The 26,976-nt window shown below is 40.6% G+C and carries 18 protein-coding genes and 3 pseudogenes; 1 reads left to right on the top strand and 20 read right to left on the bottom strand.

The annotated features are described in order from the left end of the window. Positions 1-275 precede the first annotated feature (275 nt). On the top strand, positions 276-2,351 hold the full coding sequence (locus tag ACFOEE_RS11415; protein ID WP_377124288.1) for a YjbH domain-containing protein: 2,076 nt from the start codon (positions 276-278) through the stop codon (positions 2,349-2,351). A gap of 751 nt (positions 2,352-3,102) precedes the next feature. On the opposite strand, the gene ACFOEE_RS11410 is transcribed toward ACFOEE_RS11415, so the two are convergent. From ACFOEE_RS11410 to ACFOEE_RS11315, 20 genes and pseudogenes are all read right to left on the bottom strand, one after another. Continuing rightward, entirely contained in the window at positions 3,103-5,043 is a 1,941-nt protein-coding gene (locus tag ACFOEE_RS11410; protein ID WP_377124286.1) for a polysaccharide biosynthesis protein, read from the bottom strand. Between the two features lie 584 nt (positions 5,044-5,627). After that, positions 5,628-6,806 carry a DegT/DnrJ/EryC1/StrS family aminotransferase gene (locus ACFOEE_RS11405; protein WP_377124284.1) on the bottom strand — a complete coding sequence of 393 codons (1,179 nt, stop codon included), beginning with the start codon at positions 6,804-6,806 and terminating at the stop codon, positions 5,628-5,630. A 3-nt stretch (positions 6,807-6,809) separates the two neighbouring features. Beyond that, positions 6,810-7,451 carry an acetyltransferase gene (locus ACFOEE_RS11400; RefSeq protein ID WP_377124282.1) on the bottom strand — a complete coding sequence of 214 codons (642 nt, stop codon included), beginning with the start codon at positions 7,449-7,451 and terminating at the stop codon, positions 6,810-6,812. After that, on the bottom strand, positions 7,438-8,040 hold the full coding sequence (locus tag ACFOEE_RS11395) for a sugar transferase (RefSeq protein WP_377124280.1): 603 nt from the start codon (positions 8,038-8,040) through the stop codon (positions 7,438-7,440). The genes ACFOEE_RS11400 and ACFOEE_RS11395 overlap by 14 nt, the downstream gene beginning before the upstream one ends. Next, entirely contained in the window at positions 8,037-9,254 is a 1,218-nt protein-coding gene (locus ACFOEE_RS11390; RefSeq protein WP_377124278.1) for a glycosyltransferase family 4 protein, read from the bottom strand. The genes ACFOEE_RS11395 and ACFOEE_RS11390 overlap by 4 nt, the downstream gene beginning before the upstream one ends. 1 nt (position 9,255) lies before the next feature. Then, on the bottom strand, positions 9,256-11,070 hold the full coding sequence (locus tag ACFOEE_RS11385) for a heparinase II/III family protein (protein ID WP_377124276.1): 1,815 nt from the start codon (positions 11,068-11,070) through the stop codon (positions 9,256-9,258). Next, on the bottom strand, positions 11,070-13,208 hold the full coding sequence (locus ACFOEE_RS11380) for a bi-domain-containing oxidoreductase (protein WP_377124274.1): 2,139 nt from the start codon (positions 13,206-13,208) through the stop codon (positions 11,070-11,072). Before ACFOEE_RS11380 ends, ACFOEE_RS11385 begins: the two co-directional genes overlap by 1 nt. Continuing rightward, positions 13,205-14,590, bottom strand: coding sequence for a hypothetical protein (locus ACFOEE_RS11375; RefSeq protein WP_377124272.1), 1,386 nt, complete (start codon positions 14,588-14,590; stop codon positions 13,205-13,207). The genes ACFOEE_RS11380 and ACFOEE_RS11375 overlap by 4 nt, the downstream gene beginning before the upstream one ends. A gap of 2 nt (positions 14,591-14,592) precedes the next feature. Beyond that, entirely contained in the window at positions 14,593-15,639 is a 1,047-nt protein-coding gene (locus ACFOEE_RS11370) for a CapA family protein (protein WP_377124270.1), read from the bottom strand. A gap of 18 nt (positions 15,640-15,657) precedes the next feature. Next, positions 15,658-16,767 carry a glycosyltransferase family 4 protein gene (locus ACFOEE_RS11365; RefSeq protein ID WP_377124268.1) on the bottom strand — a complete coding sequence of 370 codons (1,110 nt, stop codon included), beginning with the start codon at positions 16,765-16,767 and terminating at the stop codon, positions 15,658-15,660. A gap of 19 nt (positions 16,768-16,786) precedes the next feature. Next, positions 16,787-18,019 carry a hypothetical protein gene (locus ACFOEE_RS11360; protein ID WP_377124266.1) on the bottom strand — a complete coding sequence of 411 codons (1,233 nt, stop codon included), beginning with the start codon at positions 18,017-18,019 and terminating at the stop codon, positions 16,787-16,789. Next, positions 18,016-18,906 (bottom strand): hypothetical protein, encoded by an 891-nt coding sequence (locus ACFOEE_RS11355; RefSeq protein ID WP_377124264.1) that lies wholly within the window; start codon positions 18,904-18,906, stop codon positions 18,016-18,018. Before ACFOEE_RS11355 ends, ACFOEE_RS11360 begins: the two co-directional genes overlap by 4 nt. Before the next feature lie 112 nt (positions 18,907-19,018). Beyond that, the gene (wecC, locus tag ACFOEE_RS11350) at positions 19,019-20,284 is read right to left on the bottom strand and encodes a UDP-N-acetyl-D-mannosamine dehydrogenase (protein WP_377124262.1); all 1,266 of its coding nucleotides are present in this window, start codon (positions 20,282-20,284) and stop codon (positions 19,019-19,021) included. 26 nt (positions 20,285-20,310) lie between these two features. Beyond that, positions 20,311-21,459, bottom strand: coding sequence for a non-hydrolyzing UDP-N-acetylglucosamine 2-epimerase (wecB, locus tag ACFOEE_RS11345; RefSeq protein WP_377124260.1), 1,149 nt, complete (start codon positions 21,457-21,459; stop codon positions 20,311-20,313). A gap of 447 nt (positions 21,460-21,906) precedes the next feature. Next, positions 21,907-22,483, bottom strand: a pseudogene (locus ACFOEE_RS11340) (aminotransferase class I/II-fold pyridoxal phosphate-dependent enzyme); the annotation flags it as partial. Next, positions 22,470-23,375 (bottom strand): formyltransferase family protein, encoded by a 906-nt coding sequence (locus tag ACFOEE_RS11335; protein ID WP_377124258.1) that lies wholly within the window; start codon positions 23,373-23,375, stop codon positions 22,470-22,472. The pseudogene ACFOEE_RS11340 and the gene ACFOEE_RS11335, both read right to left, overlap by 14 nt. Before the next feature lie 65 nt (positions 23,376-23,440). Continuing rightward, positions 23,441-23,587, bottom strand: a pseudogene (locus ACFOEE_RS11330) (3-hydroxyacyl-CoA dehydrogenase NAD-binding domain-containing protein); the annotation flags it as partial. 47 nt (positions 23,588-23,634) lie between these two features. Continuing rightward, positions 23,635-24,009 (bottom strand): annotated as a pseudogene (locus ACFOEE_RS11325) (UDP-N-acetylglucosamine 2-epimerase); the annotation flags it as partial. A 270-nt stretch (positions 24,010-24,279) separates the two neighbouring features. After that, positions 24,280-26,526 (bottom strand): polysaccharide biosynthesis tyrosine autokinase, encoded by a 2,247-nt coding sequence (locus ACFOEE_RS11320; protein ID WP_377124256.1) that lies wholly within the window; start codon positions 26,524-26,526, stop codon positions 24,280-24,282. Positions 26,527-26,539: 13 nt separating this feature from the next. Then, complete coding sequence (locus ACFOEE_RS11315; RefSeq protein WP_377124254.1) at positions 26,540-26,974, bottom strand: low molecular weight protein-tyrosine-phosphatase; 435 nt, start codon at positions 26,972-26,974, stop codon at positions 26,540-26,542. Positions 26,975-26,976: the final 2 nt, after the last annotated feature.

The raw sequence follows: 26,976 nt of genomic DNA, 5'->3' as shown, positions 1-26,976 counted from the left end.
GAATGCGGGGTGTAAAACCCCGCCTACAGGCGAAAAATGTTACAGATTCTACGGGCGCGCATTTCAACTACCGAGCGGCAACCACACATTACGCACTGACAAGACTGCGGTGTGTAATCCCCGCCAATCAGCAAAATATTGTACCACCCTTATCACTTATAATTTCCTGAATATTATGTAATTCACCTTGAACATCCCACACCGCAAGGCATAATAACTACAAGAGGATCTCCCGGCCCATCGGGACACGACAATAATTCAAAAAGGGCATTACTTTGAAACAGTCACGTCAAGCTCAGCTACTTTTAGCCAGCCTATGCGCCGGTGCAACCTTTACCACTTCAGCCAATAACCAAACCGACCAAGCTTTTTATGGTTTTACTGGGCTATTTAATATTCCCAACGCCGAAGTGTTAGACCGTGGCGATGTAGCAGTAGGCTATAACAACCAACTCGAATTTCGTGGCAAATATGTCGATGGCTACAACTTTAACTTCGCAGCAGGATTGTTTGAAGGGTTAGAAGTTGCGGGGAAAATTGCCTCCAGCTCAATGAACCACAACTTGTTCTCTTCACAATATCGTGGCAAAGAAACCCGTGACCTATCCTTTAACCTTAAATACCAAGTGCCTTATATTCCCAAAGACTGGTTTACCCTTGCCATTGGTGGCCAAGACTTAGGTGGAGCTGCCAACAACTATGAAGCTTATTATGCCGTTGCCAGTAAAGAGCTAGGGGATTTTCGCTTTACCTTAGGTGCAGGCAGCACAGAAAACTTAACTGGCCGCTTAGATGGCGCATTTGGTGGTGTGGAATGGATGCCATTTACATGGCTGACAGTAAGCGCCGAGCACGACGCCCAGGCGCTCAATGCGGGCGTAAAAGTGCATATTCCAAGTGAATGGACTGGCGACTGGGTTGATTTAACCCTGAGCGGCAAACTCTACAGCGATGTAGACGATACCCATACAGAAGACAGCAGCTACTTTGGCATTAACGCCAAATTTAAACTACTCAAAGAAGAGCACAAAGTAAAAGTCAGTGCGGCGCCCGATATACAACAAATAGCAACTAAACATGCCCCAGCTCTAAGAAAGCAAACCTACACCAAAGCAGAATTAAACGAATACCAAACTTCAATTAACGCGCTTGAAAAAGACGTTATCGCGCTCAAATATCAATTGCTTAAAGATGGCTTTGAAGGCGTTGAAGTTGGCTATAACGACAGTGAAGTTGCAGTGATTTTTGAAAACCATGTGTTTAACCGCAACGAGCTAGACGCGCTTGGTTTAGTGCTTGGTCGTATACAGGCGCAGCTACCTGCCCATATCGCCTTTACTGTAACCATGAAAAAGCTCGACATTAGCCAAGTACAAATTAAAGGTTTAGTGGCCGACTATCAAAACTTTATCACGCAGGGTATTACCCCAGCACTGACGATAACGCAAACCCCAGTCATTGACCGAGGCGGGTTAAAGTGGGTGCACCACGGTGCCAACAAGACCCCTTACTGGTTACCTCGCGTGGCATTAAGCCCAGCTTTAGTAACAACGGTAGCAACTGAACTTGGGGTACTAGATTATTCATTGGCACTACAAGCAGACGTTAGCCTACCGCTGTGGCAAGGTGCGAGTATCGACGTTTCCGCACGCCAGCATTTAACAAGCTCTGATGACTATAAAGATGGCCAACCATTTAACTTTTACGAGCACAAAAATGGCGTAAAAGATATTCTCTTTACTCAAACCCTTAAGCTGCCCTTTAACATTACCAACCAAACGCAAGCGGGTTTATATCAAGACTTTTATGATATGTACGGGGTACGCAACCAAAGCTTGTGGCATAGCCCAGCAGGCGCGCATCAGTTAACTGCAGAGGTAGGTTATTTTGAATATAAAGACTATAGCAGCGAGCTAAAATACTACGTTGGTGGTTACCGTTATCACTTTGCTGATCACGATGTAACGCTATCTGCCAAAGCAGGTAAATTCCTTTATGGCGATACCGGCTTTAAATTAGAAGGGAAATTCTGGTTTGGCGATGCAGCAGTAGATATCTTCTACCAAAACACCGACGTACAAATGGTAGGGATTGGCTTTAACATTCCACTCACGCCAAGAAAAGATTACGCGGTTACCCAATTTGGCCAGCTCTCAGGCAACAAAAACTGGCGCCACCAAGTACGCACTCGTATTGGTGAGACAAGCAATAACTTGAGTTTCAATACTGCAATACTACCGCAAACCAGCCAAAGTATTGAGCGCACTTACTTAAACCAAGACAGGCTATCGGTAGGGTATATTCAAAACCACTTAGAGCGCCTAAAAGAAGCGTACAGTACGTTCAAATAACCCACCGAAATGCGGGGTGTAAAACCCCGCCTACCGGCAAACATGTGACGAATACAAGGCGCGATTTTATATCGCGCATCTTACCAACCACACCTTACCCTACGGGTAAACCTACAGATAAAATGCGGGGTGTAAAACCCCGCCTACAGGGGCTTCATATTGTTGTCCCCCCCTACAGGCGAACAATGTGACGAATGCTGTAGGCGCGATTTTATATCGCGCATCTTACCAACCACACCTTACCCTACGGATAAAAACCTACGGATAAAATGCGGGGTGTAAAACCCCGCCTACAGAGGCTTCATTTTGTTGTGGGCGCGATTTTATATCGCGCATCTTACCAACCACATTCTACCCTACGGATAAAAACCTGCCGATAAAATACGAGGTGTAAAACCCCGCCTACAGGGGCTTCATATTGTTGTGGGCGCGATTTTATATCGCGCATCTTACCAACCACACCTTACCCTACGGATGAAAAACTGCGGATAAAATGCGGGGTGTAAAACCCCGCCTACAGGCGAAAAATGTGACGAATGCTGTGGGCGCGATTTTATATCGCGCATCCTACCAACCACACCTTACCCTACGGATAAAAACCTGCGGATAAAATGCGGGGTATAAAACCCCGCCTACAGGCGAACAATGTGACGAATGCTGTAGGCGCGATTTTATATCGCGCTTCTTGCCAACTTCACATTGCCTGCGGATAAAATGCGGGGTGTAAAACCCTCGCCCACAGCCTTAACCACTAACTGGCTTTAATACTGACCACATTACTTTTATCTTGCTTGCTTTGCTTAGCATTCCACACTAAATCGCCAATGCCATCGGTTGGGTTAAACCCAGTAGGCGCATCTAGCAACAATTGGCGGATGGTTTCATGGTCAAAATTATGACACGCAATGTCAAACGCTTCTAAAAATACATTCAACTCGGCCAACGGTAACATCACCTCTTTTGCCGTCATAATACGCTCGTGGGTAGTCTGCTCGACATTGTCGCCAATCAATAACTCTTCATAGAGCTTTTCACCTGGGCGCAAGCCAGTACAGACAATTTCAATATCGCCATGAGGATTACGTTCTGATTTCACCTCTAACCCAGACAAACGCACCATCTTTTCAGCCAAATCTTTAATCTTAACCGACTCGCCCATGTCCAATACAAACACATCCCCACCTTTGCCCATCGCGCCTGCCTGAATAACCAGCTGAGCCGCTTCTGGGATAGTCATAAAAAAGCGTGTAATGTCTTGATGTGTAAGCGTAATAGGCCCGCCTTGCATAATCTGCTTGCGGAACAGCGGCACCACAGAACCTGAAGAGCCCAAAACATTACCAAACCGTACCATGCAAAAGCGGGTTTTGTTAAAGGCCTTATCTTTCGCAAAGGCCTGTAATACTAGCTCAGCCATGCGCTTAGTTGCGCCCATTACGTTGGTTGGGCGCACGGCCTTATCAGTAGAGATTAGAACAAAAGTCTCAACACCTGCATTCACTGCGGCTTTAGCAGTAAAGTAAGTGCCAAATACGTTGTTACGTACCCCTTCAACCACATTGTGTTCAACCAAAGGCACATGCTTGTAAGCCGCGGCATGGTAAACAGTTTGTACAGCAAACGCCTTCATACAGGTTTCGATGCGGTTTATGTGCTGTACCGAGCCCATAATGGGCACCAATTTCACTTTCAACCCACACTCTAGCACAATTTGGCTAAGCTCTTTTTCAATTGCATAGAGCGCATATTCCGAAAGCTCAAACAGCACCAATTTAGCAGGCTTATGGCGGATAATTTGACGACATAGTTCCGAACCAATAGAACCGCCAGCACCTGTCACCATGACCACTTTAGCAGTAATATTTTCAGCCATTAACTCAGGTTTTGGGTCTACCGGATCGCGGCCTAATAAGTCTTCAATTTCGACGTCTTTAAACTCGGCAAGCGGTTTACCCTCGATAACGTCAGCCATGCCCGGCACCGTCATCACTTTAACTGGGAATTGCTCAAGCTTAGCGAGGATCTCTTTACGTTTTGAGCGCTTGACTGATGGCATAGCCAATAGCACTTTCTCAACTTTACCTTGGTCAACAAGCTTATAAAGCTGGTGAAATGGCAAAATAGGAATACCCTGCACAATTGCGCCTTGTTTAGTTGAGCAATCGTCAATAAAAGCAGTGACATAATATTCAGGGCTTGACCAAAGCGCGTAAGCAAGCTGACGCCCTGCATCACCCGCACCATAAATCACCACAGGCTCTTTGTTAGATAACGTTAAACGGCTAAGTAAAGCGCGTGCGAAAATACGCGAGCCACCTACTGTAAGCAGCACCAACCAAGCATAAATAAACGGCATGGTACGAGGGATGTTCACCTGCACAAAAAATGCGACCAGTACCAATACCACTGTACTGATTAATGTACCACCAATAATTGCCCATGCAGCTTGCGTGGTAACATAACGCAGCACTGCTCGGTATAAACCAAGATTAATAAACGCAAATAAGCTTAACGGCACTAACGCCAGCAGCACCAACCAATTTTCTAACTTGGCCAGTGGCGCGAGACTATCGAGCCTTACAATCAAGGCCAACCAAAAGGCAATAACGATAAATAAAGAGTCGAAAAATAAGGTAATTAACCTTTTTTGCGTACGAGAGGCACTAAATAAAGAATTGAGGACACTATCCACTGTATTTCCTTACTGCTTGGGCGCATCCACGCCCAAAAAACAAAACGCTGAGATGCTTTAACTATAATCGCGAATTGTGCAAAAACAAATGATCTGAGCGAGTGATTTTGTAATGATTGTTACTAGAACAAAGTATGGGGAAATGGCACTTTTAAAGTTAAGGGTTTGACGCCAAGATAAAATGCGGGGACAAAACATTCCGCGTGTAGGCGCGATTTTATATCGCGCTTCCAACCAACCACACCTTACCCTACTGATTAAAACCTGCGGATAAAATGCAACGTGTAAAACCCGCCTGTAGGCGCGATTTTATATCGCGTATCCAACCAAATACACCTTACCCTACGGAGAAAAACCGCAGATAAAATGCGGGGTGTAAAACCCCGCCTGTAGGCGCGATTTTATATCGCGCTTCCAACCAACCACACCGACACAAACAGATAAAACCGCAGATAAAATACGGGGTGTAAAACCCCGCCTGTAGGCGCCATTTTATATCGCGTATCCAACCAAATACACCTTACCCTACGGAGAAAAACCGCAGATAAAATGCGGGGTGTAAAACGCCGCCTGTAGGCGCGATTTTATATCGCGCTCGCAGCTTTAAACACAGTTGTCATCGCTTCTAACGTTTTGCTTACTTCTTCCGATGTTAATGTTGGGTGAACCAAAAACATCAAAGAAGTCTCTCCTAGTTGAACAGCATTCGGCAGACGCACACTAGGGCGCCATGGCGTGCCGTCAAATGCCTTTTCTAAATACACCTCAGAGCAACTACCTTGGTAACATGGTACGCCTAGCTTGTTAATTTCTTCAACAATGCGGTCTCTTGTCCAACCATCCGCTAAATATTCAGGCCTAATGAACATATAGTGCTTATATTCAGCATGCTCAGTATAATCCGGTACATCAACCAAACGAATTAATGGGAACACACTCGCGGCCTTATCTAACAACTTCGCATTAGCTTGCCGTTTTGCAGTCCAATCTGCCATCCGAGTAAGTTGAATACGGCCAATCACACCTTGTAATTCGGTCATGCGCCAGTTAGTCCCAAAGCTCTCATGTAACCAGCGAAAACCTGGAGGATGTTCACGATTGTATATCGCATCAAAACTCTTACCATGATCTTTATAAGACCACATAGCAGACCAAAGGGCTTTGTCGTTAGTGGTTACCATTCCACCTTCACCACCTGTGGTCATAATTTTATCTTGGCAAAATGACCACGCACCAACATGGCCTATTGTGCCAACAGAGCGGCCTTTATACTTGGCACCGTGTGCTTGCGCGCAATCTTCAATTACAAAAAAGCCGTGCTGTGCGCTTAAAGCCATAATGTCATCCATTTCTGCCGGCATACCAGCTAAATGCACCACAATTACTGCTTTGGTTTTTGGCGTTAATACCGCCTTTATTGACTCTGCTGTAATAGCTTGGCTATTTAAATCTACATCAGCAAACTTTGGTGTTGCACCAGCAGTTACAATACTTGATGCCGAAGCCAAAAACGTACGAGGTGTTGTAATAACCTCATCGCCAGCACTAACACCTAACGCTTTAAGCGCAAGATCTAACGCCAAAGTACCATTGCCTAGCGCAATGGCATATTCTGCCCCACACCAAGACGCAAATTCTTTTTCAAATTCACGGCACTCTGTACCAGTCCAATAATTCACTTTATTTGAGAGTAAAACTCGACTTATGGCATTGGCTTCTTCTTCTGTAAATGAAGGCCATGGAGAAAATTGGGTATTTAGCACTTTTTATCCTTGAACAATTGGCTTAGCAGGCGTTCCTACTACTGTTAAACCATCAGAAATATCATTAACCACCGTAGCTCCTGCACCAACCACGCATCGGCTACCAATTTTAACTAATTGTTTTACTTGAGCACCTATCCCAACCCAGCTAGTTTCACCAACGCAAACACCTCCAGCTAACATTGCTCCAGGGCTGACATGTGCGCCATCTTCTATTGAGCAATCGTGTTCAATAACAGCTGAGGTGTTAATAATGCAACCATTGCCTACGTATGCAAACGGATTGATAACAGCATTCGCCATAACAACGCTACCAGCCCCAATTTTTGCATAGGAGCTTATATGCGATTTAGGGTGACAAAGAGGGGAAAAGTTTGCTCCAGCACTTTGCAATAGGCGCTGTTTTTCTATACGAATTGTATTGTTACCAATAGCAATAACAACGTTGGTAAACTTTAAACAGGACTCAAACAACGATGCTGTATCACCAAATACAGACCAATGCTCAATACCCTGCAGCGCAGGCCAGCGGTCGTCAAAAAAATATATTTCCTCATAACCGCAAAGTTCGGCCATTTCAGCAATCACCTTTCCATGGCCGCTAGCCCCCAGAATGGCACATGTTTGTACTTCATTTGAGCTCATTCGAGCTACCTTTAAAAGGTTCGATGGTTACGTGGCCTTCGGCAGAAATACCTTCTCTGACAAATACTTTTTTAACGGTAAGTAAAAGTATTTTTAAATCGAGCCAAAACGAGCGATTATCGACATACCACACATCAAGCTTAAACTTATCTTCCCAACTGATAGCATTACGACCATTGACCTGTGCCCAACCCGTTATGCCAGGGCGAACATCATGACGGCGAGCTTGTTCTGAGTTATAAAGTGGAAGATACTGAACCAGCAAAGGCCTTGGCCCAACCAAGCTCATATCGCCTTTAATTACATTAAATAACCCGGGTAACTCGTCTAAGCTAGTAGAGCGTAAAAACTTACCAAACGGAGTTAGCCTTTGAGCATCAGGCAGTAAATTGCCATCCTTTCCTTTTGCGTCTAGCATACTTCTGAACTTCATCATTTTAAATATTTTACCATCCAAGCCAGGACGGTCTTGAGTAAATAAAATAGGTGAACCCAGCTTTACTCTTATTAGTACAGCAACCAGAAGAATAACTGGCAATAGAAATACCAATGCAACTAAAGCTGCAAAAATATCAAACACTCGCTTCATTTTACAGCTCCTGTGACCCACATCACCCACTTATCGGCAAGATCATGGCGATTAAATTCTCGCTTTGCCAACTGCTGAGCGCGTTTTCCCATTTCTCGCAACTGAGCTCTATTAGCGGCAGCATGTTCTAAAGCATCGGCAAATGCGATGGGATCATCTGGTTCAACAGAATATCCACAGCTATTTTCTTTAATCATTCCAGCTAGCCAGCCAGGGTAATTGTTTAAAACGGGTAGTCCAGCTGAGATATAATCAAAAAACTTATTAGGCGAAGTACCGAAATAAAACGCTGGGATATTAGCAAGTAACTGCATACCGATATCAGCACCCCGCATTAATTCAGCCAACTTTGCTTTGTTAACAGGTGGATGAAAAATAACGTTGTCTAACAGCTCTTTTGCCACTCGTTGCTGCAATCGTTCTTTTAGTTTACCTTGGCCTACCAACACTAACTTGATGTCGTTTCTGTTACGCTTTTTAAGTTCTGCTGCTGCATCTAGAGCTGCACCTAGGCCATTTGCTATTCCATGGGTACCAGTAAACACGGCCATTAAATCATCTTCACTAACGCCTGCAGGCCTCCATGCAGGAACATCATCCGCAAATATTCCTAAATCGCACCCGTTTGGGACTAATTCAACTTTTGAAGTTGCAACCCCACGTTTTGTAATCCCTTCGACGATACCAGGGGACAACCCAATACATCGATGCGCAGAACGATAAGAACACCATTCAAGCGCAGACATTGCGGCTAAAACAAGTGGGTTTTTTATCACCCCCATCTCTTTAGGTAGCTCAGGCCATAAATCACGGACTTCAAAAACAAAAGGTTTAAAACGCAACCATCTAGCAAATATTCCCGGGATTCCAGCCGTAAGAGGCGTAGTCGTTGCAAAAAGAACATCGTATTTATGTGTTAATGCAATACCAATACTTTTTAAAGCAAACTTTAAGAAGGTCATTGCTCTTTTGGCAAAGCCATCTTTATTAGAATAGGCTAAATCAAACTCGATAATATTAATACCGTCAACAACCCCTTCTCGACGTCCGTTTTTAAAAACTTGGTCTAACCCTGTTTCACCGCCACCATAACTTCCACAAACCATTGTCACTTCATGACCATGGTTTATTAATCTTTGCGCCATTTCATAAGAACGTATGCCTGTAGAGCCCTTAGGGGTTGAAAAATGCTGGTGAAAATATAAAACTTTCATATTAAAAAATGATTTCCGTTGTAATGGTTCCAGCACATTGAATTTCTATTTCAAGAACTGGTAAATCTGATTCTTGATAGTAATAACGCGACTCTTTACCACTAGTTAGTTCGGCTCGCTTAATTGAAACATCTGCGTTAAAAATTATCGTGCACACCGAACTAGTTAATTTATTGCCTTCAAGCACCCAATCTAATGACGCTAGCCGAAGCCTTGAAATTGCTTTGGTTTTAAAACCAGATACATTATCAGATATGATTAGCTTTTTTTCAGTTAACTTTAGACTACGAACGTGTTTACAGTTAAATCTATCCTTGTAACCGACTGAAAGTGATTGCAAACCAGCTTGTTTGACTAGAACTTCTTTTTCAATCGCTTTAAGCCAATCCCCCAGTAAAAAACGGCTTAATCGCGGCATTTGCTCGTGATTGTCAAACTGAACAGTACTGTGACTTTCAGTACCCCCATAATAATCAATGTAGTTGCTGCCCGCATTGTAACTATAGGTGCCGCCGTCTCGGATAATATTCACACCGTGAATCCAAAGATCTAAGTGAAGCGCATCACACTGGCTTGGCCTAAACTTGAACTGGGGATAATTTAAATAAACTTCAATATCACCTTGTTTTAAAAAACAGTAACCGCCTCGAGTAAAGTCAGTACTTGTCTTCAGGGGTAGCTCAGCCATTGGTCTTTCAATTCTTAGCCATTCAATGGGAAGATCATATTCACCTTGTTCTTTGTAAGCGAGCGCGTTATTAAAGATGGAATTAGCTAATTGAACACTTGGTCTAAAATCTCTGTAATCAGTGTTTGTTAATGGTATTAAACGAGCGCCGTCATTAGCCCCTAAGTTAGGTGCATCTCCAGTATTAATATTGGTGAAATAATAAAGCCACATACTCGCTGCACTTAACTTGTTGTATAGTTTGGGTGAAAACAGTTGTAGGTTATGTTTTCGCCTCCACACTTCAACCAAACAGTAAGTATCTAGCATCACTCTATGGTATGTAACCGAGTATTGGCTAAAGCTGCCATCACTTTCAATTAAGCGTTTCGCTCTGTTTTCTAGCCATTTTCGTCCTTGCTGCGACCAATTTTCACCTTGTTTGTCACCATTATTGGCTAGCCAAGAACCACCTATGAACAATGCAGCAGCTTCTGATGTACCATGGTTATTATCTTGAGCAACAGCATACATAATGGTGGGTGAAATTCGCTTAAGGTGCGCCCTGATAAAACTCAAAAGCACATTACTTGTATTACTTGTTTGTTCTAGGATTATCGCAGCTAAAGCAAGATGCATTACGCGAACAGAAGCCTCTTGACCGCACTTCCAATTAACGCCCATATAGGCAGGATTATTCACTGTCCAGTCGTTAAGCCAAGTATTTAGTTGCTCTAATGATCCACTGTTACCAACCTTCGCATTTTGCGCAAAACTTACAACCCAGTCAAAGCGAGATGCCTCCCAAACACCCTTTATATCACCCAACTGGTCGTTGAAATCACTCAGTAAAAACCAAGGTTTATTTGAGTTTGTACTTGCGCCAGTAAGGAAATTTTTATGCCAGTTAGGTATACCAGTAAGTTCTGTTGCTTGACCGAAATAATAGTGGTTTTCAATCCAATAGCTGTTTGCCTTTAATGTTGGAGCCATACTAAAATCAGCAGAAAAGAACTCGCCAGTTTTAAGTAAAGCGTTAATTTTTTTAACTGGGTTTAAACCTGTCTTAACCCCTAGTTGGTAAGCGAAAACTCGCGCTAGGTTGGGTAAACCTAGCGCAAGCGCTGTTTTAACTTTTATTAAACTCATTATTGATTTCGAAGCTGCTCTGCAATATCAATAGTTACTTTTGCGACCTCAAACAATTCATCAGCTGAAATTGGCGCATCAGTACCATTTTTTATTGATTCAATGAACGCTAACGAACACGCTTTTTGTCCTTTGTCCTGCTTCCATAAATTCATTTTATTAAAACCTTTCCAGCCGAAGCCTTTAAGCTTTACAAAATTGTCTAACTGTAAAGTACCGCCAGCAGCAAACACCTCAACTCGCTCTTTAGGGAAGCTAGAAGCGCCGTTTGCTAGATAATGAATTGTGCCAAAAGAACCATCTGCAAACCCTAAAATAATAGCGGCTTTGTCTTCTGTGACTTCTACAGCGGCTGTATCACCCATACGTCTTGCCTGAACTGATACAATTTCACTACCAGCTAAAAAACGCATGAGATCAATAAAGTGACAAGCTTCACCAATAATTCTACCACCACCAACATTAACATCTTGTGTCCAATGTTCAGCTGGAATATTACCTGCGTTCATAGTCATGATAAAAGATTTAGGTTCTTTAACAGGCGCAAGCAATTGTTTCATTTTTTGCACTTGAGGTGAAAAGCGGCGGTTAAAGCCAACCATTAATTTAGGCGCATTTTCAGCTTTTATAGCTTCGTAATATGCATGCTTTACCGAAGCTAATTCATCCTGAGTTATTGCTAATGGCTTTTCCACAAAAACATTTTTGCCTGCTTTTAACGCTTGCTCAACAAAATATGCATGACTATTGTGTCTGGTGACAATAGCGATTGTATTGATGCTAGGGTTATTAATCATAGCTTGTGTATCAGTAGTCGCTTCAGCAAACCCTGCTTTTTCGCCATGAATCACACCATTAATACCGCCAGATGTAGCAATACTATGAAATTGAGCGCCAGCATTTTTAAAGGCAGGGATCAACATTCTCGATGCATAATTCCCAGCACCAACAAACCCAACTACCGGTGCACAAGCTGAATAGCTAACATTCGTTTTCAACTTTATTGTTTTTTCATGTCGGCTAGCTGGACTAGATTCGAACTGTAATAAGATCCCTAATGCACTTTTATCACTCGTTAAGAGATCATATGCATCACTCGCGTTTTCAAACTTAAAACGATGAGAAATAAGTGGCTTAACGTCAAGTTGCCCACCAGCCACCATATCTAAAATAGCTTCGAAATTGCGCTGCTCAGTCCAGCGAACAAACGCTATTGGATAATCGTTACCCTTTTCTTCGTAATTTGGATCGTAGCGACCTGGACCATAAGAACAAGAAACCTGAAAAGTTAGTTCTTTTTCGTAAAAGTCAGCACGACTTAACTCTAAACCAGTCACACCAACAAGAATAATACGACCACGCTTTCTGCTCATTCGCGCTGCTTGCGTTACAGGATCGTTCGACTTTGTCGATGCCGTAATTATAACCCCATCCACACCTACTCCACGGCTAAATGCGATACCAGCGGCTACAGGGTCTTCACCTTTACCAGGGTTACAAACTTCAGCACCAAATTGCTTTGCGAGCTCTAGCTTTGATTGGTCGAAGTCAATTGCTAAAACGCGACAACCTTGCGCTCGCAGCATTTGAACGGTTAACAAACCAATCAAGCCAACACCAGTTACAACAAAGCACTCACCCATAGTTGGGTTAGCTAAGCGAATACCTTGCAAACCGATACTTGCAACAACTGTAAAAGCAGCCTCTTCATCAGAGACATTATCAGGGATTTTAGCTATTAAATTTTTAGAAACTCGAACAACATCAGCGTGAGGTCCGTTTGAAACAACGCGATCGCCTTCTTTAAATGAATCAACTCCAGAGCCTATGGAATCAATAGTGCCAACATTACAATAACCTAAAGGTAAAGGTTGAGCGAGTTTAGACTTAACGGCATCAATGGTAGTCATCAGGCCATCGGTCTGTACTTTCTCTAAAACCATTTTTACTTTGTCTGGTTGCGCACGTGCCTTGTCGATTAAATTAGCTTTACCAAAATCTACAAGCATTCTCTCTGTGCCCGCAGAAATAAGCGTTGTAGTTGTATTAATCACTACATGGTTTTTGTTTGCTTGAGGTGCAGGAGCTTCAACTATGGCTGAGCCTCCTTTAGCCATGTCTTGTAGAATTTGTTTCATGGTAAATCCAGTTTATTTAGGACGGCTTTAAATTTTCCTGTCGCTGTTTTCTCAATCATATCAACGTAATTAAAACGCAATTTTATATCATTACTAATATATTCTCTGAAATGGCCTTCAACTTTTTCCTCAAAGGCGTGCTTATTTCCCTTTTCGGCCAAAACCGCTTTAATATCGATTACATGTCGTTCACTTTGAATGACTTGAGCTTCTATAACTTCGTAAGTGTCTTTGAATAGGTAATCAAACCTCATTACACGCTGATTGTTTGGGAGAAGGACGAAGTCATCAGAACGGCCATCGACCTCCAAAATCACCCTAGAGCTTCTACCGCATTCACATTTAAAGTCTGCACTAGCCATAGTAGCAATATCACCAGTATCATAGCGAATAAGAGGAAAAGCTTTATTATGGAGAGTTGTCCCTATAAGCCTTCCTGTTGTACTCCCATCACTATTGATTACGCCATCTACAATTTCAATATGACTAAATTCAAAATCCTCATGGTAATTCCCTGCTTCGCATTGAGAAAAGTTACAATTACCTTCTGTTAATCCATACTGATCAGTAACAACTACATTTGGACCCAACCATTCTTTAATAGCCTGTTTCTGATAGCCCAATAATTTTTCAGCTCCAGTAAAAACCACCTGAGGAGTAGCTTCAGCTTCAAGTGTTAATCCTTTTGATAATGCTAACCTTGCAACCTCAGAAACTATGCTAGGATAACCCGAATAAAACGAAGGCCTTACGGTGTTAAGAAATTCCACTATAGGTGCAATTGTATTGTCGTTTATATGCTGCATACTGATCAAGTGCTGTTTCATGGGGGCATTGTAGCGCCAATACGGTGGCGACTTTTGAGAGACAGGCACTAAGGGTTTTCCTGAAAAGTTCACACTTACATCACCTTTTTTAATACCGAACCGATATCTATGACGAAACCAAACAGCCCATTGAATCGCAAAGCATTTTGCTTCTCTAACTAGTTTAAGTGCTTTCCCAGTTGTCCCGCTTGTAACAACTGTTTGCAACTTGTCACCTGATTTTATTTTGGATAAATCCAGCGTACGGAGATCATCTTTAGTTAATATTGGCAAAGACCTTAAGACTATATATGGCTCTCTAACTACATCCTCTTCAGAAACATGATTTAATGAAGTATATAAACCTGACTTTTTTGCATTTAACAAAGATGCTGTTATCAACTTTTTTTTGCATTCATCAATTTCATCGGCACTATAAAAGTCAGACTCCAATAAAGAAGAAAGGGAGTCCTTAAAATCTTTGTTAAACCTTTTCTTTGACTCTAAATAACCATAAAAAGAACAAAAAATGTTTTGTAAAAAAATTGGTGATTTCTCATATATTGCAAACCTCACAATCATCTCCTAAACACGGTGGACAACCACTTCACAGTCAACATCAAGGGATGCCTAAGTTTAATCCACACATCCTTTAATTCATTTAAAAACACTGCATCTAAATACTTATATACAGGAAGTGCTTTACTCTTTTTCCTATTCACTTTAAACCAATTAATATAATCTTGATGCCCCATACCTGAGAATGGAGTAAGCTCTAAAATCCTTTTTGACTTATTTACCTCTTCCACCCCATCAAATATAAGCTCATGTTTTTCAATAGAATACTTAAACCAATGACACTTGTGATTACCAAAAGGACAGTATTCAAAAGCTAATTGCTGAAAACTTTCCTCTGGATACTTTATATTCCCATTAAAAAATACTCCTTGTGGTAACCACCAATTACCTAGGCTGTATACAATAGGTACATTCTTATAAATCTCAACCCCACCAACAATATGTGAATGATGACCAATAATTAAGTCGGCACCGCAATCTATAGCTAACATTGCAAGCTGTCTATGAGCTGGTTGTGGGTAGAGCTCTAACTCATAATTCCAGTGGAAACTGCACACTAATATTGCATTAGGATATAGAGTTCGAGCCTCCTTAACTTTAGCGATAACATTATTTTTTTTAAGTGGTGAGACTCCTTCCCTTTTAGTTGTTAAATTTTTACACTGAATAACATCCCAACCAAAACCCAAAAATATGTAATTTAGATTCCCACATAATATAGGCTCCGGAATCAGGTCGGAAAACTTATCTTTCGCTGCACCAAACCCCAAAATACGGCATTTACTAAGCTTTTTCTGTGTATCAAGAATTCCATCTGGTAAATCTGTGATATGATTATTTGCAAGGCAAGCGGCTACTACATTACTGTCTACTAACGTACTTAATATAGAATCATGATTAAATAAAACACTTTCTTTCAATAAAACTTGTTCATCGAGTCCCGTCAATGGTCCTTCTAAGTTCACAACAAGTGGTGGTTTACCTTCAAAGTCAGGCCACTTCGGTTTTCCGTTAAATGGATGAGCCACATCACCTAAAAAAAACAATCTATTCCCCTTCCAACCTTATATAAGCGTCTGCTTGATAATTTTTATATAATTCTCAGCTCTTTCCTTAGCTGAAGAGAAATTTTTAGCGTATATCTTTGCATCATAAAGTAGTTGCTCCTTTTTATCGGCCTTTAATCTTAAATAATCAACTATAACTTTAGAACCATGACTAGCGTCATTAGGGTCAATATAAAAAACATGTTCTGCACAGGCATCCCTTATAAAAGGCTTATCTGAAGCAAAAACAGGTTTATTCATAAGCATTGCTTCGAATGGTGTTGCAGAGAAGCATTCTAAAAAGCTTGGAAATAGGATTAAATCCATTGCTTGATAGAAAGCCGGACATTGATTTACATTTAAAGACCCTAAATTATTTGCACCATTTTTAAATTCGGGAGTTACAGCACCCCACTCTTCATCTGTAAAAGTTACATAAATTTCAGAATCAATATTATATATTTTTTTTAGACATTCTTTTATTTCCAGCAAATAGTTGGTATTTTTGTGTGGATAATTACGCCCTAAAAATCCAATTTTTACAGCTTCTGTTGTTTTAATGTTAGCATCTAATGGGAGCCAAAGCTTTTCGTCAAAATACAAACTTGAAACACAATTATAAACAACATCAATATTTTCAGCTTTGAAGTAGTGTTTTCTAACCAGTTCCTCTTTAACATGTTCAAGTTCTACTACTAACCTATCAGCTTTTTGAAAACTTCTCCGCTGTAAATACAGCTTTAGGAGCGTGAACATTTTATTTAAAAATTTACGCCTTTTTAATGTTTCATTATCTGGGTATAGAATCCAAGCGTTAGCAAAACCTACAATATGCTTTACTTTTACGGTAAAGTACACAGGACCAAATACAGTAAAAATCAAATCAAAATGACGGTCAAATGCACTTGGTAATTCCCTTGAGAAACCATTTACATTCACGACTTCTAATTCCACATTCCCCTCAAAATGTAAACCCTGAACGTTTTCATGAACTGTTGTAGAGACAAAAATTACTATTTCCAAGTTCTCAATACATTCATTTGCGAGTTCACTAATAAATGAAGCTGCAACTTGAACTCCGCCACCACAATGTAAGTTCGCAGCATTTATTAAAACTTTCTTCCTCATAACATTATAGACACCAAAATCAGATTAAACCCAACAGCAAATAACTAGCTAGAACAATTTGAAAACACAAATTTAAGACTGAAATCAATTGCAACTTCAAACTTAGTTTAAATGAAATGTAGACATACATAAATGGCTCAGTAAACTTAATCATAAATACAAGCAAAGCTATTTTATGAAAATCGAGCAAGTCATAAAACACGGAAACTGCCGTAACAACAATAAGCAACTGAAGCAAATAAAACCTAATCTGAAATGAAAAATCACCGAATGAATTCAATAAATTAACAGCAGCAAATCCATACCAGCTAAATGCAAAAGCCATAGACAAAATAATTGCTACATTCCCTAAGTGAGTTTTATCAAAACCGCTATAAAACTCAAATAGAAATGGCAAATAATTAGAAAATAGAAATATCAATACGATAAAAACTGATACTGGCAGAAAGTAAAAATTATATATACGCACTCTAAAGCTAGACTCAGATTCTATCAACCTAGGATAAAGATACGAAGTAATAGTTCTATATAATATCCCTGCCTTCAATATTGTCTCTGACTGAACTGAATAGTACGCAAGCCCTTCACTACCAACCTTGTAGTTTATTAATAGCCTATCGAACGCAGACAAAACTATCGTGATAAGGTTAAAAATTGAAACCTTTATTAAATTATAGAAATAAGACTTGGCTTGATTTGAATTAAATTGCAAATCAACTTTCAACTTAATGAAAAAGATGGTTACAACCAACACAAAAAACTGAACAAAAAAAGCCAAAACAAAAACAAAACCAATATAATCCATTACTTTGAATTTCAAACTATAAATATACAATAATGAAAAGAGCACGAACCAGAAAAACATTTTTATTACTGCAGATAAAACCACCTTTTTCATACCATCAATCGTGCCATACAGTACAGATGAAAACATAGACAATAAAAAAATAACAACAACACAATAAAAACCATCGAAGCTATAAAAATATTCAACAAGAAAAAACAAAGGAATTAAAATAGAGAAATATATTAACTGGGGGATTGCAACATTAAAAAGGGGAAGCTTACAATTGTTTTTTATAAAAACGCTAGTTGTTATTACTCTATTAGAATCCAGTGACATAACAAGATTTGTAACCAATAGAAAAAGCGCTATTTTACCGTAGTCCTCATGCAACTCTCTTGTCAATAGAGGTGTAAATATCAACGCAACAAGAACAGACATTACGTTTATGAAAAAAAGTTTAATCATTTTATATAAAAGCCATTACCATACACAAAGATATTTTCAATAAATAAATAGCCTTTAAAAACAAAATAAGACATAAGAGCAATCACAATTGGGTGATTCGTTTTTTTTTGCACCAATACAAAAAAAGAAAAAATCAAAAAGGCGAGTATATTAATTCTTGAAGAACCAACCACAAATGAAATCAGCATAACTGGAAGCATGTAACAGTAAAATTCAAACCTATTTTTTAAAACAAAAAACGCCAAAAAGCACAGCGATATTAGCTGAGTTAGTTCAACAATCCCTCTACTTAATTCACTATATCCTGATATCTTACCAATAATTGACTTACCAAATACAGTCAACAAAGCCCCACCCACTATTAAAGATATAATAATAAATGCGAGATCTTTACCTTTAAAAGTTAATGATTTGAATATACTTAAAGATGCTTTTATACAATACTCAAATAACATTGAAAAGATAACTATTGATGATTGAAAGTGAGCAACGCATGAACTTAGAGAAAGTATATTCCCTATTGCATTTCTTATCAGCAACCCATAAGTCAAAAGCAGAATTGAAATCTTTAATCTTTCAGCCCCCGTAAATAGAACTATTATGTAAAAATTAAAATACAGCAACAATATGAAGTACCACTTTGCATCATGCTTTGCACAAAGTAAGTATAAACCCACAGCAAAAATAGAATTCAAAAATGAAATGTATATGATTTTATCTATATTAGCATTAGCACCTAGCCATAAAACAAATCCTGACAAGGGTTCTCCAGCATTAAGATACCCTTTCATAAGTTGTAATAATGAGGATAACTCAGCATTTTTAAGCGCGTTGTAAAATTTAATATAATGATATTGATCACCTTCAGTATATGAACCTAACAACATTTGAGACCAGATAAAAGTTAATACAAATACTATTACCGAGACCACAAACCTAATACTGTACTTACTATTTAATAACAATTCACTCTCATCATAATTTAAGTTAAAAGTAAAACTAGCTTATTCCTATCGTATCAATAACTAGGTTTTCGATACTGAAAGTAATTTTTTCAAACTCACGGTGTCTTACCAATATCACACTTATAGACGCTTGTGACACAGCATAATCAATACTTACAAGCTCAATGTGATTATGCTCTTGTGGTAATTTTTCTATATTTGGCTCTACAGCGATAACAACTCCAGAATGCAGCTCAGCTAATTGTTTAGCGATATTTAAAGCAGGGCTTTCGCGTAAATCGTCAATATTTGCTTTAAAGGCTAAGCCATAACATGCAATTGTTATATCTTTTGCGGTTTTATTAGGGTTTGCTTGCAAAAAATCAGCAATTGCTACTTTAACCTTATTAATTACCCATTCTGGCTTGCTATCGTTCACTTTACGAGCGGTGTGGATAAGTTTTGCATCATCTGGCGTTTTTGAAACGATAAACCAAGGGTCTACTGCAATACAGTGCCCACCGACTCCAGGGCCTGGCTGTAAAATATTTACACGCGGGTGACGGTTAGCAAGTTTTATTAATTCCCACACATTAATATCGAGCTTGTCACAGATCATGGAAAGCTCGTTAGCAAATGCAATATTTACATCGCGGAAGCTGTTTTCGGTTAGCTTTGCCATTTCAGCAGTGCGCGCATTTGTAACCACACATTCGCCCTTCACAAAGGTTTTATATAATTCAATTGCACGAGTTGAGCATTTTGCCGTCATACCGCCAATTACACGGTCATTTTCAACTAGCTCTCTCACTACATGACCGGGTAATACACGCTCTGGGCAATGGGCGATGCGAATGTCAGACTCTTCACCTGTTTGTTGAGGGAAGGTTAAATCGGGGCGAGCTTCGGCAAGCCATGCCGACATTTGCTCAGTTGCTCCAACTGGTGATGTCGACTCAAGAATCACTAAGTCGCCTTTTTTAAGTACTGGTGCAATAGCTTTACTTGCTGCCTCTATGTAGCTTAAATCCGGCTCAGGAATTGGATTATCACTCTTTTTAAAAGGTGTTGGCACAGCAATTAAGAATGCTTCTGCAGGCTCTGGCTTCGTGGTTGCTTTTAAATAGCCTTCTGAAACCACCGCATGCACTATCATATCAAGCTCTGGCTCTACTATGTGAACTTCGCCACGGTTAATGGTATCGACAGCTTTTTGGTTAACATCTACACCTATTACTTTTATTTTACGTGAGGCAAACATAGCTGCGGTTGGTAATCCGATATAACCTAGGCCGATTACCGAAATTGTTTTAAATGACATGGTATCCCTTTTCAAAAATGGCTGTGCTAGCAATATTCACTAATTCTTAATTTTAATAATTTTTTTATAAGCGCTTCACAAATGCGAGCACAAGCCTGGCCATCCCCATAAGGGTTGTGGGCAAAACTCATTGCATTATAAGCATCTTGATTGGTAAGCAATTGGTTCAGCTCATCAGTAATTTTAATTACGTCTGTACCTACTAACTTTACTGTACCAGCTTCAACCGCTTCTGGTCGCTCAGTGGTGTCGCGCATTACTAAAACGGGTTTACCGAGGCTTGGGGCTTCTTCTTGAATACCGCCAGAGTCGGTTAAGATGATATGCGCTTTATTCATTAAATACACAAAAGGCAAGTACTGCTGTGGTTCAATTAAAGTAATGTTATTTACGCAGTTAAGAATACGATTAACAGGCTCTTGTACATTTGGATTTAAGTGCACGGGGTAAACAATCTGTACATCAGAGTGCTGATTAGCAACCTTGACGAGCGCTTCGCAAATACGCTCAAATCCTCCGCCAAAGCTTTCTCGCCGGTGGCCCGTTACTAAAATAAGCTTTTTTGTTGAGTCTAAAAATGGGAATTTTGACGCAAGCGTTGAATTTAAGTCTGCATCTGATTCAATTTGCTGTTTCACCAATAATAAAGCATCAATTACCGTATTACCTGTAACGTAAATTGAACTTTCTGGGTAATTTTCCGCAAGTAAATTTTGTTTAGAGGTTTGTGTTGGTGCAAAGTGGTATTTTGTTAGCGCACCTGTTAGCTTGCGGTTTGCTTCTTCTGGCCAAGGAGAATAGATATTACCTGTCCGCAGCCCAGCCTCAACATGCCCTACAGCAATTTGCTCATAGTAAGCAGCTAAACTTGCTGCAAAGGTTGTTGCTGTATCACCATGAACTAAGACTACATCGGGTTTAAATTCTTTTAAAACAGGTGTAAGTTCTAGGAGTATGCGGCTTGTCACCTCTGGTAACGTTTGGCCTGCTTTCATTAGATTAAGGTCGTAATCTGGGGTGATATTAAAAAGTGAAAGTACTTGATCAAGCATCTCTCGGTGCTGAGCCGTGACGCATACTTTTGCATCGAATCTCGAATCGCTCTCTAATGCTTTGACGAGCGGAGCCATTTTTATTGCTTCTGGGCGAGTACCAAAAACGGTTAGTACTTTCATGATACTTCCTAATTGCTAAATTTACTAATTAGTTAAGCACGTCAATTGACGACGTGTTTAGGATACTGATTATTTTTAAAAAGTGCGATATAAAATCACGCCTACAGGGTGCTGGTTTTACTCGGCCGCTTTGCCATTGCCTGTTAGAGGCGCGATATAAAATCGCGCCTACAGGGTGCTGGTTTTACTCGGCACTTCGCCATTGTCTGCTGGAAGCGTGATGTGAAATCGCGCCTACAGGGTTCTGGTTCTACTCGGCCGCTTTACCATTGCCTGTTAGAAGCGCGATGTGAAATCGCGCCTACAGGGTGCTGGTTTTACTCGGCCGCTTTGCGATTCTCTGTTAGAAGCGCGATGTATAATCGCGCCTACAAAGTTCTGGGTTTATCTGGCAGCTTTGCCATTGTCTGTTAGAAGCGCGATGTGAAATCGCACCTACAGGGTTTTGAGCAATAAACCACCTTCACCGCCGGAAGTGTAGTTTTTAGTCGCATGGAAGCTATAACATCCAATATGACCAATCGTTCCCAGAGCCTTACCTTTATAAGTCGACATAACCCCTTGGGCAGCATCCTCAACTACATATAAATCATGTTTGGCAGCAATCTGCATAATTGTGTCCATTTCACATGCCACACCAGCATAGTGAACGGGTACAATTGCTTTTGTTTTCTGTGTAATCAATGATTCAATTTTTGTTTCATCAATATTCATAGTATCTGGGCGTATATCAGCAAACACTATCTTCGCTCCCCTCAAAACAAACGCATTTGAGGTCGATACAAACGTATAAGACGGCATAATAACTTCATCTTCAGGCTTAATATCGAGCAAAATCGCTGCCATCTCTAATGCTGCAGTACAAGAGGGCGTAAGCAATGCCAAATGTGTATTAAAATGCTCTTCAAACCAGGCTTGACACTTTTTTGAAATGGACCTTCTTCGCAAAGCTCGCCACATTCAATCGCTTGCTTTATGTAATTTAGTTCGGAACCCAAACTTGGGGGGTATTAAATGGAATCATTTTTAAATCTTGCTCTTATAGAGGTATAAGGAATTAGAGAATTTCCTTTTGAATCTGTGAAGTCTGTCAACTTAATCAAACCATCACCACAAATTATTACAGGACATCCATCATCAATTAACATAACTTTTCCAATATGCCTCGCTTCCACGGTTAAATCTTTGTAAACCTCGGCAGATATTAGGTTTATTCTATCTTCTTTTAGAAACGTGCATGCATGCTTATAAGGCGCCCCTAATAAGTTAATTTTATGAGCGATATCTTCTGCGCTATCTGCCCAATTGATATAATAATCTTCATCATCTAACCAAATACTATAAGAGGCTTCAGCTTCATTTTGAACTATCGAACAAATTGGTTTTTCATCTAAAATTTGCTCGACAATATCGATAAAAAGAACTGCATAGCAATTTGAAATTACATCTATAAAGTGACTAATTCTATTAGGGTAAGTTACATTTATAATTCGTTGACCTATTATATCACCTTTATCATACTCAGTATGACCATATAAAGCTGTAACACCCAGTTGAGGCTCTTTATTCATCGCCGCATTCACTAATGGAGCGAAGCCTCTATATTTTGGCAATATAGAGTCATGAAATACTATGAGCTTTTGTTCTAAAACACCACGAATCAGCCAACGCCATCCAACAGCAAAAACATAGTCAAAAAGTGAGTAATCTAACGTTTTATCTCTGTATACAAAGTCGATATCAAAGTTGTTACACAATCCTTCTACTTCTGCAGAATAATCATTTGTTACGTTATCATCTTGTCCTATTACTACAAGAATGCTCAAACAATCATGTAAGTTAGAGTTAACAAGACTTTTCAAACAGTCATAGCCTTTTTTTCCCAATAGATTGACACACACTCTTTTTTTATTCATTTTTTAAAAGCTCAAAAACATATTTACCATAACCACTCTTCACAAGAGGCTTAATAAGCTTTTCTAATGTGGACTTCGCCACGGTTAATGGTATCGACTGCATTTTGATTAACATCTACACCTATTACTTTTATTTTACGTGATGCAAACATAGCTGCGGTAGGTAATCCGATATAACCTAGGCCAATTACCGAAATTGTTTTAAATGACATGGTATCCCTTTTCAAAAACGTTTATATGTAGCCTATATTGCTAGTAATTAATTTGATTTATGTTGTATAACCGCTGTGCAAATACACTCACGCGCTTTACCATCCCCATAAGGATTATGGGCAAAACTCATTGCATTGTAGGCATCTTGATTAGTTAGTAGTTGCTTTAATTCTTCAACAATTTTATCAATGCTCGTCCCTACCAACCTCACTGTACCGGCTTCAACCGCTTCTGGTCGCTCTGTTGTATCACGCATAACTAAAACAGGTTTACCGAGGCTTAGGGCTTCTTCTTGAATACCGCCAGAGTCGGTTAAGATGATATGCGCTTTATTCATTAAATACACAAAAGGCAAGTACTGCTGTGGTTCAATTAAAGTAATGTTATTTACGCCGTTAAGAATACGATTAACAGGGTTCTGGTTTGACTCGGCCGCTTTGCGGTTCTCTGTTAGAAGCGCGATGTAAAATCGCGCCTACAGGGCGCTGGTTTTATTCGGCCACTTTGCGATTGTCTGTAAGAAGCGCGATGTGAAATCGCGCCTACAAGGTGCTGGTTTTACTCAGCCACTTTGCGATTCTCTGTTAGAAGCGCGATGTGAAATCGCGCCTACAGGATGCTGGTTTTACTCGGCCGCTTTGCGATTCTCTGTTAGAAGCGCGATACAAAATCGCGCCTACAGAGTTTTGAGTTAAGACTTGTCTGATTTATATTCGTAGTTGTAGTAATAACCGTAGTAACCGTAGGCGTTAGATGCCTTACGCAATACACCGTTAAATACTACGCCTTTAATATCTACGCCATTTTGCTCAAAGCGGTTGCGGGTTACTTCCAGCTCTTTTGCATGGGTTTGACCATATCGGGTAACCAAGAGTGTACAACCTGCGTGGGCACTTACAATAGCAGGGTCGGTTACCGCTAAAATTGGCGGGGTATCGATAATTACTAAATCGTACAGTTTGCTTACTTCTTCTACCAAACGGGTAAAGTTAGCATGCATTAAAAGCTCACTTGGGTTGGGTGGTATTTGCCCGCGGGTAATTACATCAAGCCCAGCAACTTGCGAGTGTTTAATTACTTGCTCTAACGTTAAGCGGTTTGATAAGTAATCACTTAAACCGTTGTCCCACTCCATACCAAACTGAGTTTGCAAGTATCCTTTACGCATGTCAGAGTCTATAACCAACACTCGCTTGCCACTTTGTGCAAGTACCGTGGCAAGGTTTACCGAAACAAACGACTTACCCACACCTGGGCTTGGGCCAGAGATAGAGATAATATTGTTTTTTGCTTCAAGTAACGCAAAGTGTAGGCTAGTACGCAGGCTTCGCATTGCTTCAATTGAGAGGTCAGCCGGGTTATCTACCGCCAGTATTGAGCGCGCTTTACCCTCTTTTTTCCCCTTACGTACTTTACTAAAACCGGTGAGTTTATCTTGGTATTCTGAGTACGGAATGCTGGCATAAACTGGAATGCCAAGCGCTTCAATATCACCCGGGTCTTCAATACCACGGTGCAATGCGCGTTGAATAAGCACAATAGCAACGGCTAACATACCGCCTAGCAGAGTGGCCATAACTACTATCAAGGCTTTTTTCGGTTTAACTGGTTTTGAACGGTTAACTTCAGCAGAGTCAATAACCCGCACGTTACCCACAGTACCAGCCCGTACTATATCCAGCTCTTGGGTTTTACCCAGTAACAAAGTGTAGATTTGGTTGTTTACTTCAACATCGCGCGTTAGGCGCAGTAACTCTTGTTGTGTTTCTGGCAGGTTGCTCACTTCACTGGTAAGTTTGCGCTTTTGCTCTTTAACTACCGCAATTTGCTCAAGCATACCTTGGTAAGTTGGGTGGTCCTTTTTAAATTTACGCCCTAGTTCTAAGCGCTTTAACTCTAACTCTTGTAATTTGGTATCTAGCTCTACTACTTGGGTTAGTACGCCTTGGGTCTCTAAGCTAATATCGACTGAGCGCTGTTTAACCTTATAGTTATTAAACTTTTGCTCCGCGGCTTCTAGCTCCTTTTTCACCTCAGGTAGTTGTACTTCTAAAAACTCTAATGACTTTTGTGCTTCAGCACTATTACGTTCCACATTACGGCGCACATAAATATCGGCCACTTTATCTAGCACTTTTTGCGCGTAATGGGCGTTTTCATGCTGAAATGCGAGGTTAATAATGCCGGAATCTTTACCCTTTTCACTGGCGCTGATATCGGCTTGTAAGTCTAAAATGGTATTGAGCCTATCGCGTTTTACTAATAAAAACTCGGTGCCTTCGTTGGCAATTAAGGTTTTAACCGTAAGAATAAATGCGCCTTGCTCAATTTGTTCGCCAATTGGCCCTGCTAATATTTGCTCACCGTCTGCGTCCAATAGCGCAACTTGCTCATTGCCCAAAGCCTGCAAAGTAAACTCTGCACCAATGGCATAGCTTGGTACTTCAAATTTAAAGATTTCAACTTGCTCGCCGCCCCACGCGTATGAGCTTGCGCCAAAGGTTGGCGATGCTAAATCGCCTAGTTGCTTTGCGCGAAAGCTTCTAAAGGCGCGGCCGCCCACAACAGGGAATAGCTTTGGCTCTGCAACTATGTCTAGCTTTAGTGCATCAACGGCTTCACCAATCACACTGCGAGACTTAAGTAGCTCTATCTCAGTTACAGCAGCGGAGGTGCTTTCAAACATCCCTGATACATCATCAAACCCAGGTACTGATGAAGACTTTTCCTCAACTTGGATCATGGCTGTTGCTTGGTAGATAGGCGTGGAAAATACCGCATAGGCAATGCCAACTAGGGTAAATAAAGCGGTAACCAATAAAATAAACAATTTTCTATCGAGTAACGCGCCAATCAACGCCATTAAATCGATTTCTTGAACATCATTTGTCTGTGTTTTGCTTGGACTATTCATCATAACTTGAGGAGGAACATTCATGAACCCATGATCCCTATAAATACTTTTGCCAGGCGTTACAGGCACTGTCAATTAACTGGTATACGTGCTCAAAGGCTTCCTGGCTTTGCTTGTATGGGTCGGGTACGTCTTTATCACCTAGCCATTTACCAAGTAAAAAGGTTTTGCCGCGCGCTTGTGGGTAACGGGTACAGAGATCACTTAAATGGCGCTGCTCCATCACTAAAATCACCGCGTTTTGCGCCACTAAGCTACTATTTAGCTGGCGCCCTGCGTGAGCACTTAAATCTACCCCATGCTTGGCCGCAATTTGCTGGGCCATCGCATCGGCAGGCTTGCCTTCCATTGCGGTTAGCCCTGCCGAGCTAACCGCAATGTTTTTACCTTCGAGCTTTTGCTTTAGTACATATTCTGCGGTTGGGCTGCGGCAAATATTGCCAGCACAAACCACAAGAACAGAGTCAAACATGC

The sequence above is a fragment of the Pseudoalteromonas fenneropenaei genome (genome assembly GCF_042643375.1).
Classification (GTDB): domain Bacteria; phylum Pseudomonadota; class Gammaproteobacteria; order Enterobacterales; family Alteromonadaceae; genus Pseudoalteromonas; species Pseudoalteromonas fenneropenaei.
The sequence above is the reverse complement of the archived record's forward strand: the minus strand, read 5'-3'. Positions and strand labels throughout refer to the sequence as shown.

Bases quoted from the DNA above. Each gene is read 5' to 3' on its own strand.
- ACFOEE_RS11400 (WP_377124282.1), bottom strand. From the start codon at position 7,451: ATGAGCTCAAATGAAGTACAAACATGTGCCATTCTGGGGGCTAGCGGC.
- ACFOEE_RS11395 (WP_377124280.1), bottom strand. From the start codon at position 8,040: ATGAAGCGAGTGTTTGATATTTTTGCAGCTTTAGTTGCATTGGTATTT.
- ACFOEE_RS11390 (WP_377124278.1), bottom strand. From the start codon at position 9,254: ATGAAAGTTTTATATTTTCACCAGCATTTTTCAACCCCTAAGGGCTCT.
- ACFOEE_RS11385 (WP_377124276.1), bottom strand. From the start codon at position 11,070: ATGAGTTTAATAAAAGTTAAAACAGCGCTTGCGCTAGGTTTACCCAAC.
- ACFOEE_RS11380 (WP_377124274.1), bottom strand. From the start codon at position 13,208: ATGAAACAAATTCTACAAGACATGGCTAAAGGAGGCTCAGCCATAGTT.
- ACFOEE_RS11365 (WP_377124268.1), bottom strand. From the start codon at position 16,767: ATGAGGAAGAAAGTTTTAATAAATGCTGCGAACTTACATTGTGGTGGC.
- ACFOEE_RS11360 (WP_377124266.1), bottom strand. From the start codon at position 18,019: ATGATTAAACTTTTTTTCATAAACGTAATGTCTGTTCTTGTTGCGTTG.
- ACFOEE_RS11355 (WP_377124264.1), bottom strand. From the start codon at position 18,906: ATGTTGTTAGGTTCATATACTGAAGGTGATCAATATCATTATATTAAA.
- wecC (WP_377124262.1), bottom strand. From the start codon at position 20,284: ATGTCATTTAAAACAATTTCGGTAATCGGCCTAGGTTATATCGGATTA.
- wecB (WP_377124260.1), bottom strand. From the start codon at position 21,459: ATGAAAGTACTAACCGTTTTTGGTACTCGCCCAGAAGCAATAAAAATG.
- ACFOEE_RS11335 (WP_377124258.1), bottom strand. From the start codon at position 23,375: ATGAATAAAAAAAGAGTGTGTGTCAATCTATTGGGAAAAAAAGGCTAT.
- ACFOEE_RS11320 (WP_377124256.1), bottom strand. From the start codon at position 26,526: ATGAATGTTCCTCCTCAAGTTATGATGAATAGTCCAAGCAAAACACAG.
- ACFOEE_RS11315 (WP_377124254.1), bottom strand. From the start codon at position 26,974: ATGTTTGACTCTGTTCTTGTGGTTTGTGCTGGCAATATTTGCCGCAGC.